This window comes from Paenibacillus plantarum (assembly GCF_013141695.1).
Classification (GTDB): Bacteria; Bacillota; Bacilli; order Paenibacillales; family NBRC-103111; genus Paenibacillus_E; species Paenibacillus_E plantarum.
Genome location: NZ_WHNY01000016.1, coordinates 129,101 through 145,393, shown reverse-complemented (window position 1 = coordinate 145,393; position 16,293 = coordinate 129,101). Strand labels below are relative to the sequence as shown.

The 16,293-nt window shown below is 46.5% G+C and carries 15 protein-coding genes; 12 read left to right on the top strand and 3 right to left on the bottom strand.

Annotated elements, in window-relative coordinates:
* The first annotated feature begins 112 nt into the window (after positions 1-112).
* From GC096_RS05490 to lepB, 3 genes are read left to right on the top strand one after another with little or no spacing between them, the layout of a single operon-like run.
* Positions 113-1,180: a sensor histidine kinase gene (locus GC096_RS05490; RefSeq protein ID WP_171629275.1), complete on the top strand. Its 1,068-nt coding sequence runs from the start codon at positions 113-115 to the stop codon at positions 1,178-1,180.
* A gap of 26 nt (positions 1,181-1,206) precedes the next feature.
* Positions 1,207-1,854, top strand: a complete 648-nt coding sequence (locus GC096_RS05485; protein WP_056618875.1) for a response regulator transcription factor — start codon at positions 1,207-1,209, stop codon at positions 1,852-1,854.
* An 18-nt stretch (positions 1,855-1,872) separates the two neighbouring features.
* Positions 1,873-2,421, top strand: coding sequence for a signal peptidase I (gene lepB / locus GC096_RS05480; protein WP_171629274.1), 549 nt, complete (start codon positions 1,873-1,875; stop codon positions 2,419-2,421).
* Positions 2,422-2,912: 491 nt separating this feature from the next.
* Here lepB and GC096_RS05475 read toward each other — a convergent pair whose 3' ends face one another.
* Positions 2,913-3,608 carry a hypothetical protein gene (locus tag GC096_RS05475; protein WP_171629273.1) on the bottom strand — a complete coding sequence of 232 codons (696 nt, stop codon included), beginning with the start codon at positions 3,606-3,608 and terminating at the stop codon, positions 2,913-2,915.
* A 129-nt stretch (positions 3,609-3,737) separates the two neighbouring features.
* On the opposite strand from GC096_RS05475, the gene GC096_RS05470 reads away from it, so the two are divergent.
* On the top strand, positions 3,738-4,184 hold the full coding sequence (locus tag GC096_RS05470; RefSeq protein WP_171629272.1) for a GNAT family N-acetyltransferase: 447 nt from the start codon (positions 3,738-3,740) through the stop codon (positions 4,182-4,184).
* Positions 4,185-4,229: 45 nt separating this feature from the next.
* On the opposite strand, the gene GC096_RS05465 is transcribed toward GC096_RS05470, so the two are convergent.
* The gene (locus GC096_RS05465) at positions 4,230-4,598 is read right to left on the bottom strand and encodes a hypothetical protein (RefSeq protein WP_171629271.1); all 369 of its coding nucleotides are present in this window, start codon (positions 4,596-4,598) and stop codon (positions 4,230-4,232) included.
* 190 nt (positions 4,599-4,788) lie between these two features.
* Here GC096_RS05465 and zwf point away from each other — a divergent pair, with 190 nt between their 5' ends.
* The 4 genes from zwf to GC096_RS05445 all read left to right on the top strand — a co-directional run bounded on the left by zwf (position 4,789) and on the right by GC096_RS05445 (position 10,144).
* On the top strand, positions 4,789-6,324 hold the full coding sequence (zwf, locus tag GC096_RS05460; protein WP_171629270.1) for a glucose-6-phosphate dehydrogenase: 1,536 nt from the start codon (positions 4,789-4,791) through the stop codon (positions 6,322-6,324).
* Positions 6,325-6,495: 171 nt separating this feature from the next.
* Positions 6,496-7,572: a metallophosphoesterase family protein gene (locus GC096_RS05455; RefSeq protein WP_171629269.1), complete on the top strand. Its 1,077-nt coding sequence runs from the start codon at positions 6,496-6,498 to the stop codon at positions 7,570-7,572.
* 61 nt (positions 7,573-7,633) lie between these two features.
* Positions 7,634-9,217: a peptide chain release factor 3 gene (locus GC096_RS05450; RefSeq protein ID WP_171629268.1), complete on the top strand. Its 1,584-nt coding sequence runs from the start codon at positions 7,634-7,636 to the stop codon at positions 9,215-9,217.
* Between the two features lie 126 nt (positions 9,218-9,343).
* Positions 9,344-10,144: a YheC/YheD family protein gene (locus GC096_RS05445; protein WP_171629267.1), complete on the top strand. Its 801-nt coding sequence runs from the start codon at positions 9,344-9,346 to the stop codon at positions 10,142-10,144.
* Here the strand turns inward: GC096_RS05445 and GC096_RS05440 are convergent.
* Positions 10,139-11,503, bottom strand: a complete 1,365-nt coding sequence (locus tag GC096_RS05440) for a putative bifunctional diguanylate cyclase/phosphodiesterase (RefSeq protein ID WP_171629266.1) — start codon at positions 11,501-11,503, stop codon at positions 10,139-10,141. The two genes, GC096_RS05445 and GC096_RS05440, sit on opposite strands and share 6 nt — an antisense overlap.
* A gap of 267 nt (positions 11,504-11,770) precedes the next feature.
* Between GC096_RS05440 and GC096_RS05435 the strand changes: the two genes are divergently transcribed.
* From GC096_RS05435 to GC096_RS05420, 4 genes are all read left to right on the top strand, one after another.
* A complete protein-coding gene (locus tag GC096_RS05435; RefSeq protein WP_171629265.1) occupies positions 11,771-12,811 on the top strand; it encodes a LacI family DNA-binding transcriptional regulator in 1,041 nt (346 codons plus the stop codon).
* Between the two features lie 434 nt (positions 12,812-13,245).
* Positions 13,246-14,409 carry a Gfo/Idh/MocA family protein gene (locus GC096_RS05430; protein ID WP_171629264.1) on the top strand — a complete coding sequence of 388 codons (1,164 nt, stop codon included), beginning with the start codon at positions 13,246-13,248 and terminating at the stop codon, positions 14,407-14,409.
* Between the two features lie 30 nt (positions 14,410-14,439).
* Positions 14,440-15,072, top strand: coding sequence for a ThuA domain-containing protein (locus GC096_RS05425; protein ID WP_171629263.1), 633 nt, complete (start codon positions 14,440-14,442; stop codon positions 15,070-15,072).
* A 20-nt stretch (positions 15,073-15,092) separates the two neighbouring features.
* Positions 15,093-16,187 carry a Gfo/Idh/MocA family protein gene (locus GC096_RS05420; protein ID WP_171629262.1) on the top strand — a complete coding sequence of 365 codons (1,095 nt, stop codon included), beginning with the start codon at positions 15,093-15,095 and terminating at the stop codon, positions 16,185-16,187.
* Positions 16,188-16,293 lie beyond the last annotated feature (106 nt).

Below are 16,293 nucleotides of genomic sequence, written 5' to 3'. Positions count from 1 at the left end.
CTTTAATTAGTAGAAAATATAGTCTCCATATATACATGGGCTATATTTTAGATAAACGAGACCGTTTGTAAAGGACGGTGTAGTCGTTTATTTCAAGGGGGTACTTCACCAAGTGGACGGCTACAAACGACGATTAACGAACATGATCTGGCGCAGCATGGGGGAAGCCATCCTATTTAGCTTCGCCGTTTTCGGAGCTATGCTGTATTTTCTGAATTCAAGTCATTTGATTGAGCCCTTTACCAGTTGGCAGCAGGGAGTCAAGTTCTCGTTCATGGCTTTGTTAATTCTGGGTGTAATTGGGGCGGTATTCGGTTACTGGAACAGTTCTAAGGTGACACGCAGACTTGAGCCCATGATGGAAACGATGATTTTATTAGAAAAAGGGACATTTGCCCGAGAAGGCTTTCAAAACGGGGATGACGATGAGATTGGACGCTTAGGCGAACAACTTAGCCGTATTATGAAACGATGGGAAGAGCAAGTGACCTCCCTTCAACGACTGTCGAATAGCAATGCTGAGCTTACCGAGAAAGCCAAGCTTTCGGCGGTTATTGAAGAACGTCAGCGCTTGGCGCGTGAGCTGCATGATGCGGTAAGTCAGCAATTGTTTGCTATATCCATGACAGCTACGGCTGTTGGTCGGACACTGGATAAAGATTTTGAGAAAGCGAAGCGGCAGATTCATCTGATTGAAGAGATGGCTTCCGTCGCTCAATCCGAAATGAGAGCTTTGTTGCTGCATCTGAGACCGATCCATCTCGAAGGAAAACGACTGTCGGAGGGACTCGTTGAGCTCTTGAAGGAGCTAGCGGCCAAGGTTCCAATGGCGATCAGCTGGGACATGGATGAGGAAATCCGTTTGAACAAGGGGATCGAGGATCATTTATTCCGAATTGTGCAAGAGGCGCTTTCCAATGCCCTGCGTCACTCTAAGGCGAATAAGCTGGAAGTGAAACTGTTGCATCGTTCAGACGGTATCCGTTTAGTGATCCGCGATGACGGTGTTGGTTTTGAGCTGGATGCGAAGAAGCTAACTTCTTATGGCATCGTGTCCATGAAGGAACGCGTGAACGAAATCGGCGGTTCGGTGGATATTATTACAGCACCAGACCGAGGAACACGTATTGAAATTCGAGTACCAATCTTAGCAACCGATCCTCAATTGATCGAAAATTAACATCGTACATAGAGAGGAAGAAGCGAATGGACGACACCTTAATCAAAGTACTATTAGTCGATGATCATGAAATGGTCAGAATTGGACTTGCAGCTGTTCTAGGGACGGAAGATGGGATTGAGGTCGTTGGCGAAGCGAGCAATGGGCACGATGGCATTCGTTTAGCTCAGGAATATCGTCCGGATGTGGTGCTGATGGACCTAGTTATGGAAGGTATGGACGGCATCGAAACGACAAGGAAATTATTGCAACTCTATCCAGATTGTAAAGTCATTGTATTGACTAGCTTCTTAGATGATGAGAAAATGTATCCAGTTATTGAAGCGGGTGCCTTCAGTTATTTATTGAAAACCTCGCGTGCCTCCGAAATCGCGCAAGCGATTAGAGCTGCGGCCAAAGGACAATCGATTCTGGAGTCGCAGGTGGCTTCGAAAATCATGAATCGCTTCCGTCAACCGAAGCCGGTTGCGGAGCCGCATGAGGAGCTGACGGACCGCGAGATGGAAGTGCTTCGCTTGATCGCGAAGGGCAAATCGAATCAAGAGTTAGCTGATGATTTATTCATCGGCGTGAAGACGGTGAAATTCCACGTCACCAACGTTCTATCCAAGCTTGGCGTAGAAGATCGCACACAAGCGGCGATTTATGCCTTTAAGCACGGACTGGCGGAATAAGGCAAGGGAGCGATAAATTTGAATGTAGTCAAACAGATTTGGAGCTGGTTTGGTTCCATTGCAATTTCCTTTGTATTAGTCGTCTTTCTAGGTGTTTTTGTGTTTCAATCTACGAGAGTTAGCGGCCATTCGATGGATCCGACATTGCATGATAGTCAGCGCGTGTATGTTTCGAAGCTTTCGCATACGTTTCACTACGAGCCTAATTATGAAGACATCGTCATTATCGACTCTAGGGTTGAGATGAAGCGGACTTTTAAAAATGATTTGTTGGACAGCCCATTGCTCAGCTTATTTGTTCGAGGCGATGATAAACACGTATGGATTAAGCGTGTGATCGGTAAGCCAGGGGATCAGCTTGAGCTGAAGGATAATCAGATGTACCGCAATGGTGAACTGCTGAATGAGTCTTACATCAATGAGGAAATGAGAGCGAATGGGAACAAGAAGTGGACCGTTCCAGCTGATCATATTTTCGTGATGGGGGATAATCGGAACAATAGCATGGATAGTCGCGTCATTGGCTATATTCCGATTGACCATGTGCTAGGTAAAAAGCTATTTTAAATGGAAAAGGCTGTATCACCCGTTCCGTAGATGATTCTACTTTGGGGATACAGCTTTTTTGTTGTAGTTTGCCAGAAGGCAGGTGAATAGGAGGCTTGCTTGGTTGCTTTAGATGTAAAATATCCAGTTAAATTTGCCGGAAATAGCTTGAATCTGCGAATAAATGGAAAATGTACAGCTAATTCTCCACTTTTGAGCTCAATGGGGTGGAACTGGGAGAAATAGCTGGAGTTTTTCCAGTTAAAAGCGAATAAGGGCTCAAAACTGTGAAAATAGCTACATGTTTTCCAGTTAATGTTGAATGGCGCAGCTCCCTGAGGTGGATGGCTGTTTGTGGAGGTGGCAGAGCAGCTCTCTAAGGTGGATGGCCGTGTGTGTGTGGCAGCGCTGCTCCTCTTGGGTGGAGAGCTGTTTGTTGGATTCAGCGTGGCTGCTCCTTAAGCTGCTCCTATCGCAGCAGGGCTGCTAACCCGCTCGGAGTACTCTTCCGTTCACATCTTCGCATCCAACAATATACCGCGCATCGGAACCGGCAAATACGCCTCAAGCTGCGATTGATACTGGCCATATGGCTTAAGCGGTGATGTGGAGAGCTGAAACAAGGAGACGGAAGGCAGTTGCTGCAGACGATCAATTCGGCTTACTATCGAGCTGGCGAAGCTGGTGAGATCAAGCAAGCTTTTGCGAAGAATGCCACTAGGATCTTTAAGTTGCTTCTCTAACACTTCAGGTTGTAGCATCAACTTGCCATTATCACTCTTGGTGATGCCAAGATCGTGCAATGTGCCCGGCTTTGCGGCTCCTTCCAGACCTTGAAGAAGGGCATGGCTCACGTAGTCAGGTGAATCCCCTAGCTGATCTTGCAACTCATTATATGTATGAATAAACGTTTGAAGGTTCTGGGTGAGATCGGCTTGTGACGCTTTAGTCGTGGTGAACGTAGTCGTGTTGACGAGTGTCTGAGCGGATTGTTTGACGGTTTGCGTAGATTGAACTAAGCCAGCCACGTCTTTGGCAGCCGTCTGTGCGAACTGCTTGTAGGCAAGTTGCTCATAAGGTAAATCCAACATTCGTCGTATTGTATTCGATTTACCACCGGTAACCGCACTAACAGCACCAACACGGTAATAATCTTTATGAGTTTGATACCTGTTCACCGCCATGACGGAGGGGTAAGCATTGATCATTACGATCACCTCATTTCTATACGTTAAGTATATCATCCCAGTAGACTGGGGTAAATTGGTACTTGTGGGGTCAATTACGTGTTAACCAACATAAGATAGCATTATTGCTTCTTGTGGAGGCGGTGCCATGTGATACGCAAACGTTTGGCTACCATTGATGACCCTGCTATATATCGATTAGTTGTTGAACAATTAGTTCCTTTTTCCAGAATGTATGATTCAGGTAATTCTGTGACATACTCGGAGATCCGCAAGCGACTGAACGCCAATAAAACGTTCGTCATCGCCAAAGGGTACAAACGGCCTTACGGTTTCATTTCGATGATACGTAAATCGAGTAAGCTCTTCATAGATATGCTGGCTGTTGATCCGCGTGAGCAGGGCAAAGGCATTGGACATACACTTATGAAAGCTGCAGAAGACTACGGGCTTAGTGAACGTTGCCATACGGTGGAGCTATTTGTTGATGACAGCAACCCGAAGGCGATCCGATTTTATAGTAAAAGAGGTTATGAGATTGATTCTTATGTACCTGACCTTAGCTGTTACCGTATGAATAAAAAGTTGAAACGTTGAGGAAAGGGCTGTAGATGAGGTACACATCCACAGCCTTGATTTCCGTTATTCACTAAACATGGCGGCAATATAGTCGATTTGAATATCTACGGGTCCAGTGGGTCTAGCCGTTGGGGCTTGGAGCGGTCCTCCAAAACGGATCAGACCGAAGGAAGACAACGGATCTTCTGTTGATGGCTGAGTTGGTGAAACGGGTTGAGCTTGCTTCTTTTTCCCCTTTTTCGTAAGCGTTGGCTTGGTATTTTTGGAAGAGGACTTCGTGTTCACTTGTCGATCGTCATTAAGGATGAGTTTGTTTTTCTCCACGCGACTGACGATTCCATATATCTCAGAGCCATTTGTTAAGAAGACAAGAACGGGTTTTCCGACAAGATTTTTGTAGCTTTTTTCGGTGATTGGGTGAAAGGGTTGCATGACTTAGGGCACCTCCGTATTCGTATGTACTGTTAGCCTATGCCATGCAGATTGTAACGGTATAGACGGATGTCTAGTTTCTTATAAGAAAATGTTATGGGTTAATGTGGCTATATAAGTTGAATAGCTTGACAATTTTAGGTATGCTAAGCATATTAACTAATTCTAATAGAGAAAGAATGATGCATAGATGAGTGGAGCTGTGTTTTATATTTTCGGAGCAACGGGTGATTTAGCCAAAAGAAAACTGTTTCCAGCCTTTTATAGCCTTTATCGAGAAGGTAAGCTGGGAGATAACTTTGCTGTAGTTGGTCTAGCTCGCAGACCGCGGACGAATGAGCAATTCCGTGAAGACGTGAAAAATTCGATTCAAGATTTCGCTCGTTACAAAAATACAGATGCTGCAGAATGGGAAAAGTTCGCCCAAAGATTCGAGTATATGTCTCTCGACATTAACAATGTTGCAGGTTTCCATGAACTGAATACACTGACAGCGAAATTGGATGAGAAGTATCAAACGGGCGGTAACCGTCTGTTCTATTTGGCGCTTGCACCTGAGTTGTTTGGCAATGTTTCGTACAATTTAAGTGAAGGCGGCTTGCTCCAAACGGAAGGCTGGCATCGCCTAGTTATTGAAAAACCATTCGGATACGATTTGCCATCGGCGGAGCGTTTGAATGGACAGCTTCGTCAAGTATTCGAAGAGAAAGATATTTACCGTATCGATCATTACTTGGGCAAAGAAATGGTCCAAAACATCGAGTTCGTTCGTTTCGCGAATGCTTTCTTCGAGCCGCTTTGGAATAATAAATACATAGCGAACATCCAGATTACGTTGAGTGAGACTGTGGGTGTAGAAGAGCGCGGTGGCTACTATGACCACTCCGGGGCACTTCGCGATATGGGTCAAAATCACATGCTGCAAATGCTGATGATGATGGCAATGGAACCGCCTAGCCGTCTACATCCGGAGGATATCCGTGATGAGAAAGTGAAGGTACTCCGTTCACTTCGTCTGTTCGAAGACGGTGATGATGTACGTACGAACGTGATTCGTGGTCAATATGCCAGCGGTTCTGCCAAAGGCAAAGCACTTCCTGCATACCGTGAAGAGGATTCCGTGAATCCGCAATCGACGACAGAGACTTATTTTGCTGCACGTGTTCACGTGGATAATTTCCGCTGGGCGGGTGTGCCATTCTATATTCGTACCGGAAAACGACTACCGGTCAAAACGACAGAGGTCGTTGTCGAATTCAAGAACATTCCAAACAATGTCTATTTGGCTAAAAAGCATGAGCTTGAGCCGAATCTGCTCGTATTCCGAGTGAATCCGATGGAAGGCATCTATTTGAAAATGAACGCGAAGCAGCCTGGTTCTGAAGGTGTGATCGTACCGGTTGCAATGGACTTCTGCCAAAGCTGTCAAATCGGCATCAATACGCCAGAGGCTTACGAGCGCTTGCTGTATGATGCAACTCGCGGAGATTCCACTTACTTTACGCGTTGGGATGAAGTTGCGCTTGCATGGTCTTATGTGGATCGCATTGCAGCTGCGTGGAGCGAGCAGACCGAAGATCTCAAGCACTATCCTGCTGGATCTTGGGGCCCTGAAGAAGCAGCGAAGCTGTTGAGCGATGATGGGTTCAAGTGGTGGCCGATTAACGGCCAGAATGAAGGGGAAGTTGATTGGGAAGCTATTCAGAAAACAACCGTATTGGCTTAAAATAGGGAGTTTATCCAACAGGCGAATTTCGCCTGTTGGTTTTTTGCATGTGGGTACAAGCGCAGCAAGAAATCACTTGATGATGTCGAGTCTGGACGACGTATAGGACACAATTTGTGGTATACTAGTGAATATGGCCATTTTTTCATTTTATACACTTGAGGTGCATCGATGTCACGAAGAGCGTTTGTGCGATGGCTGCTTGCCATTGGGGCTGTTTTAGTAGGATTAAGTGCTTGGTTTAGTCTGTTGGTTAAGAAAAAATTCATTCCCGAGGAACAGGCTGTTGCCGCACCCGTAGCAAGCTCCGAGCCTCCTCAACAAGCTACGCCAGCGCCTTCGGAGGAACCGTTGCCTCTTGGCCCATTGATGTCCTTTTTTATCTTAAGTGATCTTCATGTTACATCGGGTGATTCGCTTCCTAATAAAAAGCTAAGGCTTGCGTTAGATGATGTCACGCAATTCGATGGACCTGTCGATGCGATTATGCTAACCGGTGATTTGACGGATACAGGAACTGAGGTTGACTATAAGGCATTGCGTGCCATATTGAATAATTGTAAACTTCCCCCTATGCATGGGAATATGGGGAATCATGATTATTATACGATTTGGATTAATAAAGCGAATAGTTGGGATCAGGATAACGTACCGAATGGCAAAAGTGATGCGGTAAGTAGAGAGCTATTCAAGAAGTTCATGGGCTATACGTCCATTTATAATGATTTTACGACGAACGGACACTCTATCTTATTGTTGTCACAAGAAGCTTACGTGCAAGAGAAGCCAGAAGTGGGTGAAGGTGCATGGTACTCCGATGAACAACTCGCTTGGTTCAAAGGAAGACTGGGCAATTTATATAAACCAGGAAGACCTCTATTCGTGATGACGCATCAACCATTGCCGCCTGTTGGCACCGATGGGGCTACTCACCAGCTCATTCGGGCTATTCAGTTCCGCGAAACGTTGAAGCCATACAAGAATGTATTCGTCTTCTGTGGACATCGCCATCAGGATTTTCAGAATGGAACACCGCACTATATTCAGGAAACGTTCCATTATTTCCATAATGCCTCTGTAGGAAGAACGCTGAATCGGGCGTATCAGCAAACTGCACAGGATAAAGCACAGGGAATCTATGTGCAAGTATTTGCAGATAAAGTGGTTGTGCGCGGCAGGGAATTCAGCAATCGCACGTTCATCGAAGAAGCGAACTGGACCGTTCCTTTGGAGAAAGCACACGCTTGATTCTGAAGTAGTCTGTATGTATAAGAACTACCTCTAAAAGAAGAAGGGAATAAACGAACACATGAAAACGCAACTCACTAAACTTCTCGAAACGGAAGTCGCTAAACGACGGACGTTCGCGATTATTTCTCACCCGGATGCGGGGAAAACAACATTAACGGAGAAACTGCTTTTGTTCGGGGGCGCAATTCGCTTAGCCGGAACAGTTAAAGGTCGTAAAGCTAGTAAGCATGCTACATCAGACTGGATGGAAATTGAGAAACAACGGGGGATCTCCGTAACGTCAAGCGTGATGCAGTTCGACTATGAAGGTCACCGCGTCAATATTCTAGATACTCCAGGTCACCAAGACTTCAGTGAGGACACCTACCGCACGTTGACAGCCGCGGATAGCGCGGTGATGTTGATCGACGTTGCCAAAGGGGTCGAGACCCAGACGAAGAAGCTTTTCCAAGTATGTCGGTTGCGTGGGATTCCCATTTTCACATTTATTAATAAATTGGACCGTGAAGGCCGTGATCCGTTCGAGTTATTAGAAGAGCTTGAAGAAGTACTCGGTATTCGTTCTTATCCGATGAACTGGCCAATTGGGTCAGGGAAGCAGTTCTGTGGGGTTTACGACCGCGGGAAATCACAGCTAGAGCTATACCAAGGCGACGATCACAAGGATATTGAAGTCCGCAAGGTAGATGGCGTAGAAGATCCGTTAGTGAAGCAAATCGCTGGGGAGTTCTTACACAAGCAATTGTGCGGAGATATCGAGCTGTTGGATGTTGCTGGTGACCCTTTTGATATGGAAAAAGTGATGAAGGGTGAACTTACGCCTGTTTTCTTCGGGAGTGCGGTGAATAACTTCGGTGTTCAGACGTTCCTTGAGAACTTCCTGCAATTAGCACCACAGCCAGAGCCGCGCACAAGCACGGCTGGTGTGATCGAGCCAACGAGAGAGAAATTCTCAGGTTATGTGTTCAAAATTCAAGCGAACATGAACCCAGCACACCGTGACCGCGTAGCTTTCTTGCGTATCGTCTCTGGAAAGTTCGAACGGGGAATGTCCGTGAAGCATGTAAGGCTCGGCAAGGATATTAAGCTGGCACAGCCGCAGCAGTTCCTAGCCCAAGATCGTGATATCGTGGAAGAAGCTTTCCCAGGGGATATCATTGGTCTATTCGATCCAGGTATTTTCCGAATTGGTGATTCCTTAAGCGAGGGAGAAGAGGTTGTTTTCGATGAGCTTCCTACCTTCTCACCAGAGTTATTCAGCAAGGTGTCAATCAAAAATGCTTTGAAACAAAAGCAGTTCCTGAAAGGGATCGATCAGTTGACGGAAGAAGGGATGATCCAAGTCTTCACGACGATTGGCTTCGAAGATATGATTCTTGGCGTCGTAGGCCAACTTCAATTCGAAGTACTGGAGCATCGGATGAAATCGGAGTATGGTGTGGATATTCTTTTGCAACGTCAGAATTATCAATTCGCGCGTTGGATTATCGATGATAAAATTGATCCAGCTAAATTCCGCATTAACTCCCAATTGGTCAAAGACAAGAAAGGGAATTTCGTAGGCTTGTTCGAAAGTGAATATGCGCTGCGCTCTTCCATAGATAAAAATCCAACCGCACAGTTCTTAACAAGTGCGCCTTAATAGCTAGACATGATAAAGAGGCTCTCCTGATGGATTTCAGGGGCAGCCTCTTCTTGTATTTTTGTCGCCAATGCTCTGTTGCCTTCATACACTAGGATGGGGTGAATTCGAAGCTGGAGGCCTGGTATGAAGAGAATTAGGAAGAAGAGTACAAAGAAACCGATAAGTTTGAACAGGGCAAGATACGTAAGCAGCAAAATTGGCAAAACGAAGGCCGTCGAGTCTGTCGAATCACTTCGCAAGTATGTGCCAAGCACCAAACGCATGACGGCAGTTACCTTACAAGAAATGCTCGAAGAATATAAAATGGTCTACGTAAAACCTAATATAGGCATGTTCGGGAACGGTGTGATTCGTATCGAGCTGGCAGGGGAAGAAGCAGAAAAATCTTATTCCTACCAATCAGGTGTCACCATCAAAAGGTTCAAAACCTTTGCTGACATGTACGTCTCGCTGCTCAAGGTGACAAGAAAACGGCCTTATCTAGTGCAGAAAGGGATTCATCTATTGACCTACAAAGGGAACCGCTTTGATCTCCGCGTTATGGTGCAGCAATCACTTACTGGCAAATGGGAGACAACAGGGATTATCGGCCGCGTGGCACATCCCGCAAAGATTGTGACGAACTTTCATAATGGAGGTACGTTGAAATCGGTGGATACCTTGTTAAAGGCATATTTGCCTCCTACGGAGAGGAATGGGTATGTGAAACGGCTGCAAGTGATGGGGATTCAAGTGGCTAAAGCGATTAATACAAGGTACAGAGGGGTAAAAGAGATAGGCGTTGATGTTGCCTTAGATAAAGATTTGCAGCCATGGATTCTTGAAGTGAATACAAGTCCGGATCCGTATATTTTTCGGAGATTAAAGGATAAGCGCATTTTTGCCAAAATCAGAAAATACGCCAAATCATACGGCCGGTTATGAAATCATAACCGGTCTGTTGTCATTCATATAGAAGGTTTGTTCAATCTCATAAGCAGAAATCGGAGGGCTAAGCAAGAAGCCTTGAATGGTTGTGCAGGTTGTCTCTTTGAGAATATCTAGCTGTCCCACATCCTCGACCCCTTCGGCGACAACTTGGATATTAAGGGCATGACCGAGGTGAATGATGGCGTTCGTAATCGCCCAATCATTGGAATTATTTTGAATGTTTTTGACGAAGGAACGGTCGATTTTGAGGCAATGTATAGGAAACTCCTTCAAATAATTGAGGGACGAATAGCCAATCCCAAAATCATCGATGGAAATGGAAATTCCTTTGGAACAAAGCTTATCAAGGACGGCGATGGTTTTCTCCATATTTTGCATAATTGAGCTTTCGGTAATTTCGAACTCCAAATAAGAGGGGTTAATACCGGTTTGTTGTATGATATGAATGGCTTTATCCGCAAAGTCCTCATCTTGAAACTGACAAGGCGAAATGTTGACGGCAACTTGATAATCAAGCTTATTTTCAGCGAGCCAACGTGCTTTCTGTAGACAAGCCTCCCGCAATACCCATTCACCAAGTGGCAAAATGAGGCCTGATTCCTCAGCAAGCGGGATGAAATCGGCAGGCGCAATCATGCCATGTAGAGGATGATTCCAACGCACCAGGGCTTCCAGACAACTAATTTGACCAGTCGAGAGTTCGAGTCGAGGTTGATAGTATAACAATAGCTGATTCTCTGTGATCGCTTTGCGCAGGTCGTTTTCCATTTGAATCTGGCTAGCAAAACGTTGTTGTGTTGGTAAGGGGTGAAAAGTAATGAGTTTATTCTTGCCTGTTTGTTTGGCAATGAGGAGTGCTTGCTCAGCTTGATGGAAAGCTTGTGGTACATTCTCAGATGTTATCGTAAGGTCACTCAGACCGAAGCTTGCACGAAGGAAGCAGTCCTGGCCCTGGTAAGTAAAAGGGGGCTCAAATACCTGCATAACACGATGTATCGCAGATAGAAGTTGTTCTTGCTTGGGTGCTCGAAGAAGAAGTGTATATTCATCATCGCCAGACCGAACAACAAGATCGATGTGATCTACTAATTTTAATCTGCGGTTTAATTCCTGCAGTAAATGATCTCCGCAAGCGTAGCCTAAGGAGAAATTCACTTGGCGAAAACGATCAATATCGAAAACAAGACATGCACGGACCTGAGAGGATGAAGTGTCATCGTGTTTCCGAACAGCATGTTCTAACTGGGCAAGGAGCTGCCCGCGAGAGTGAAGTCGAGTGATCTGTGATCGGCTCGTGAGAGCTTCGATCGTTGATGACGCAGTGAACCGAAGATGGCGCCAGATTGCTTTCATTTGCTATCACTCATTCCCATAGTTGTCCCAATATCCTTTATCATAAAGGTCTAAGAGGAGATAAACAATATTAAGAGTTTGCTTTTATGACAAAAAATGGACTTTATTTCCGTGTTTCTTAATGAAAAATTGATGTAAATGTCGAATTATGGCGATAAAGAGTTGAAGAGTGAAATTCTGAATTTATATTGACAGAAGTAGCTTCTCAATGAGAAAATGTACGCGTGTACATTTTACGTGAAATTAGGCGGAAAGGAGCCAATCAACATGGTGACGAGAAAAGAGGTTGCTGACTTAGCGAAGGTATCTGAGGCGACTGTATCTCGTGTATTCAATGGACTTGGTCCGATGAAGCCTGCAACCAAAGAAAGAGTTCTCGCAGCAGCGAAGGTACTTGGGTATCATCCGAATGCGATTGCGCAAAGCTTTGCTCGAAGAAGAAGCGGTAATTTGGGGGTCGTCCTTCCTTATATGCCGAAGGTACATCTGTTTTCTGCGTATTATTTTGCAGAGATTCTTAGCGGGATTGGGGAGCAGGTGAGGGAGCAAGGCTATGATATGTTGTTGTCCCTCCTAACACCAAATGATGATTTGGATTACGGCCGGTTATACCGCTCGCAAAAGGTAGATGCCTGTGTCATTCTCGGGGCGAGAGATACCGAATCACAGCGAAGTTCTTTGCTGCAATTGCAGGAACAAGGACTACCTTTCTGTTTGGTCAATCAACGATTCGAGGGGCTATCCTTCCTTGAAGTTGATGCGGATCATGTGGAGGGGAGCTACCAAGCGGTACGTCATTTACTGGATGAAGGCTATCGGAAGATTGCCTTTCTCAATGGTTCTCCGCAATATACGAATTCCTTGGATAGACGTCTTGGGTATCAAAAGGCGATGTTAGAAGCTGGCTTAACGATGGATCCTTCTTTACAGTTTGAGGGGAACTACAGCCGGACTAGCGGATATGAGATTGCCGCAAAGGTGTGGGAGAACCGTGATCAAATAGAGGCTGTTTTTGCGGCTAATGATCGAATGGCCATAGGACTCATGCAAGGACTTCGCGAACGGGGATGGATAGCTGGGCGAGATTATGCGGTCATCGGGTGTGATGACTCGGATGCTGCGAAGCTAAGTGATCCACCTCTCAGCAGTATTAAAGTGCCTTTTTTTGAAATGGGCAAACAGGCAGCCCGTGCCGTTCTAGCAAGTGTTGGGCAGGGAAGCAGCGAGGCTCAGCTGCAAGTTAAGCTGCCGACGGAAGTGAAGATTAGGCAGTCGTCGAAGAATGGAGCGTTGAGAGCGGGGAGCTGAGGGTAGAGGGTAGAGGGATTGGTGCTGAGTAGAAAGTGATGAGTGATGAGTAGCGAGTTATGAGAGCTCAGAGCTGGTGAAAGTGCTTAATTGCTGGATGGATGCAGCGTGTGAAGTGAGAGTAGCTAGGGTGTTTGTATAAATAACTGGATTTCTTGTAGGTAATTTCCTTGGAATTGGCTTGTTTGGAGGTTTAGATGGATTTTCTACAGTTAATTTCGTGGATTTGCTTAAAGAGAGACAGGAAGCGGATTATTAACTGTATGTTTTACAGTTAGATTGAAAAATCAGTTGGATATGGTAGAAATAAATGTAAGTTTTCCAGTTATTTGGTGGCCGATGGGGAGGCGCTGAGTTGGTGCGGAGCGCAGAGTGAAGAGTGGAAGCGAGTGCGAGTGACTGGAGAGTAACACACTTGGGGAGGCGTGTATGCGATGAAAAAAACGTTCAATATCGGTATGATTGGCTATAAATTTATGGGAAAAGCGCATAGTCATGCTTATAAAGATTTACCTATGTTCTTTCCACAGACGGCGATTCCGAAGATGAAACTCATCTGCGGTCGCGACGAGAACGGTGTTCGTCAGGCAGCCGAGCAATTCGGCTGGGACGGGTATGTGACGGATTGGCGCGAGCTAGTTACGCATCCGGATATCGACGTCGTCGATATCAATGCGCCGAGTGATGCGCACAAGGAAATTGCTTTGGCGGCGGCGAAAGCCGGCAAGCATCTGTTCTGCGAGAAGCCACTGGCACTGACCCTTGCGGATGCAAGGGAGATGCTGGAGGCGGCTGAAGAAGCTGGCGTGAAGCACATGGTGGGCTTCAACTATCGTTTTGCACCAGCGGTACAGCTGGCGAAGAAGCTCGTGGAGAGCGGCCGCCTCGGCCAAATCTACCACTTCCGTGCATGGTTCTTGCAGGATTGGATTGTCGATCCGACGTTCCCGTTGGTATGGCGTTTGCAGAAGGAGATTGCGGGATCAGGATCGCATGGCGATCTGGGCGCGCATCTCATCGATCTGGCGCATTTCCTCGTTGGCGAAATGACCGAAGTGATCGGGATGAGTGAAACATTCGTGAAGGAGCGTCCGCTTCCGACATCGATGACGGGGCTTAGTGCCAAAGGCAGCAAAGATGCACCGCATGGTCCTGTTACGGTTGATGACGCGACATTATTCATGGCTCGCTTCGCGAATGGTGCATTGGGCAGCTTCGAGGCAACGAGATTTGCTCCCGGGCACCGGTGTACGAACTCTTTTGAAATTAACGGCAGTAAAGGCAGTGTGAAATTCGATTTCGAGCGATTGAATGAGTTGCAGGTGTATTTTACAAGTGATGATGAGGATGTTCAGGGCTTTAGACGCGTGCTAGCAACGGATGCCTCACATGCTTATATGGATGCTTGGTGGCCAGCAGGACATACGATTGGGTATGAGCATACGTTCGTTCATGAAGTTGTGGAGCTGATGACAGCGCTTTCCGAGGATCGGCAACCGGTTCCGAATTTTGTGGATGGCGTCAAGTGTCAAGAGGTACTGGAAGCCGTGGATCAATCGATTGCACAGCGCCGTTGGGTTCGTATAAGTGAAGTATAACAGGGTCATGGAGAGAGGAGCCGAAATGGCATGAGTCAGAAACAAGCATTGATTGTATGGGGTGGCTGGGATGGTCATCAACCCGAGGAGGTTGCGGGGATTTTTGCAGGTCTGCTGCGTGAAGAGGGCTATGGGGTAGAGGTTTCGGCTACGCTGGACAGCTTCCGGGATGAGGAACGGTTGGCAAGTATTGATCTTATCGTTCCTGTGTGGACCATGGGGCAAATTGAGAAAGAACAACTAACACCTTTAATTAACGCAGTCCAAGTAGGCGGAACAGGGATTGCAGGGTGTCATGGCGGTATGGCGGATTCCTTCCGAAATGAAGTGAACTACCAGTATATGGTTGGAGGCCAATGGGTCGCACATCCGGGAAATGATGGTGTTACCTATACGGTTCGTATGAAAGACAGCGAGCAGCCACTTACCGCGGGCATCGGTGATTTCGTCGTCGTTTCGGAAAAATATTATATGCATGTCGATCCTGCGATTAAGGTGCATGCGGTGACTGATTTTGATGATGTGGAGATGCCGGTTATTTGGACCAAAACGTATGGTGCAGGCAAAGTGTATTATAATTCACTGGGCCATCAGGCTAACATTGTTCGTATGCCAGAGACGTTAGAATTAATGCGACGCGGATTGCTTTGGGCAACACGCTAACTATAGGGGGACATAAAGCGATGAGTAAGATGAAGGTTGGTATCATTGGATGTGGAAATATAAGCGCGGCTTATATGAAAAACATTCCTAACTATGCACACTTGGAGTTGGTCGCTTGTGCAGATATTGATGTGAGCAAAGCTGAAGCGCGTGCTGAGGAGTTCAGGATTCCGCATGCGTACACGGTAGAACAATTACTGGACGATCCACAAGTGGACATCGTGATTAATTTGACGATCCCGGCTGTACATGCGGCAGTCTGTATTCAAATTCTGGAAGCTGGTAAACATGCGTATGTCGAAAAGCCTCTTGCCGTAACACGGGAAGAAGGGATGCAGATCTTGGAGGTAGCTAAGCGCAAAGGACTTCTGATTGGCAGCGCGCCAGATACGTTCCTGGGCGGCGGTATCCAAACTTGCGTGAAACTGATTCAGGATGGATGGATTGGTACACCGATTGCGGCTACGGCTTTCATGATGGGGAAGGGGCATGAGCATTGGCACCCAGATCCAGAGTTTTACTATGCCAAAGGCGGCGGCCCGATGTTCGACATGGGTCCCTATTACTTAACGGCACTGGTGGCATTGCTCGGGCCAATTCGTCGGGTAACAGGTTCAACGGCTGTGAGTTTCCCAGAGCGGACGATTTCGAGCGAGAAGAAGCGCGGGCAGAAAATTCAAGTAGATACGCCAACACACGTGGCTGGGGTATTAGATTTCCATAGTGGTGCTATTGCAACGCTTGTGACAAGTTTTGATATCATGGCAGGTACGCAATTGCCTAATATTGAAATCTATGGTAGTCATGGCTCGTTGCGAGTCCCCGATCCGAATACGTTCGGTGGCCAGGTGCTTATTCGCAAAGGCGGTTCAGAGTATGAGCCCATCCCACTTTCGCATGGCTACAAGGATAATAATCGCGGATTGGGCGTTGCAGCAATGGCGCAAGCGCTTATAACTGGCGATGGTACAGCACATCGTGCGAATGGCGAGCTTGCTTATCACGTGCTGGAAGCGATGCATGGTTTTCATGATGCGTCTGACTCTGGTCAGCATTATGTCATGAAGAGCAGCTGCGAGAAGCCTGCAGCGATGAATCCGTTAACGGTATTATAATCTTTCCTCCTCGTTGGTCAGTGACTGATGAGGGGGATTTTATTTTGTTGGAGCTAAGGGATGCCGGAACATCCCCAAGCAAGTTTTAATTATTTTAACAACACGA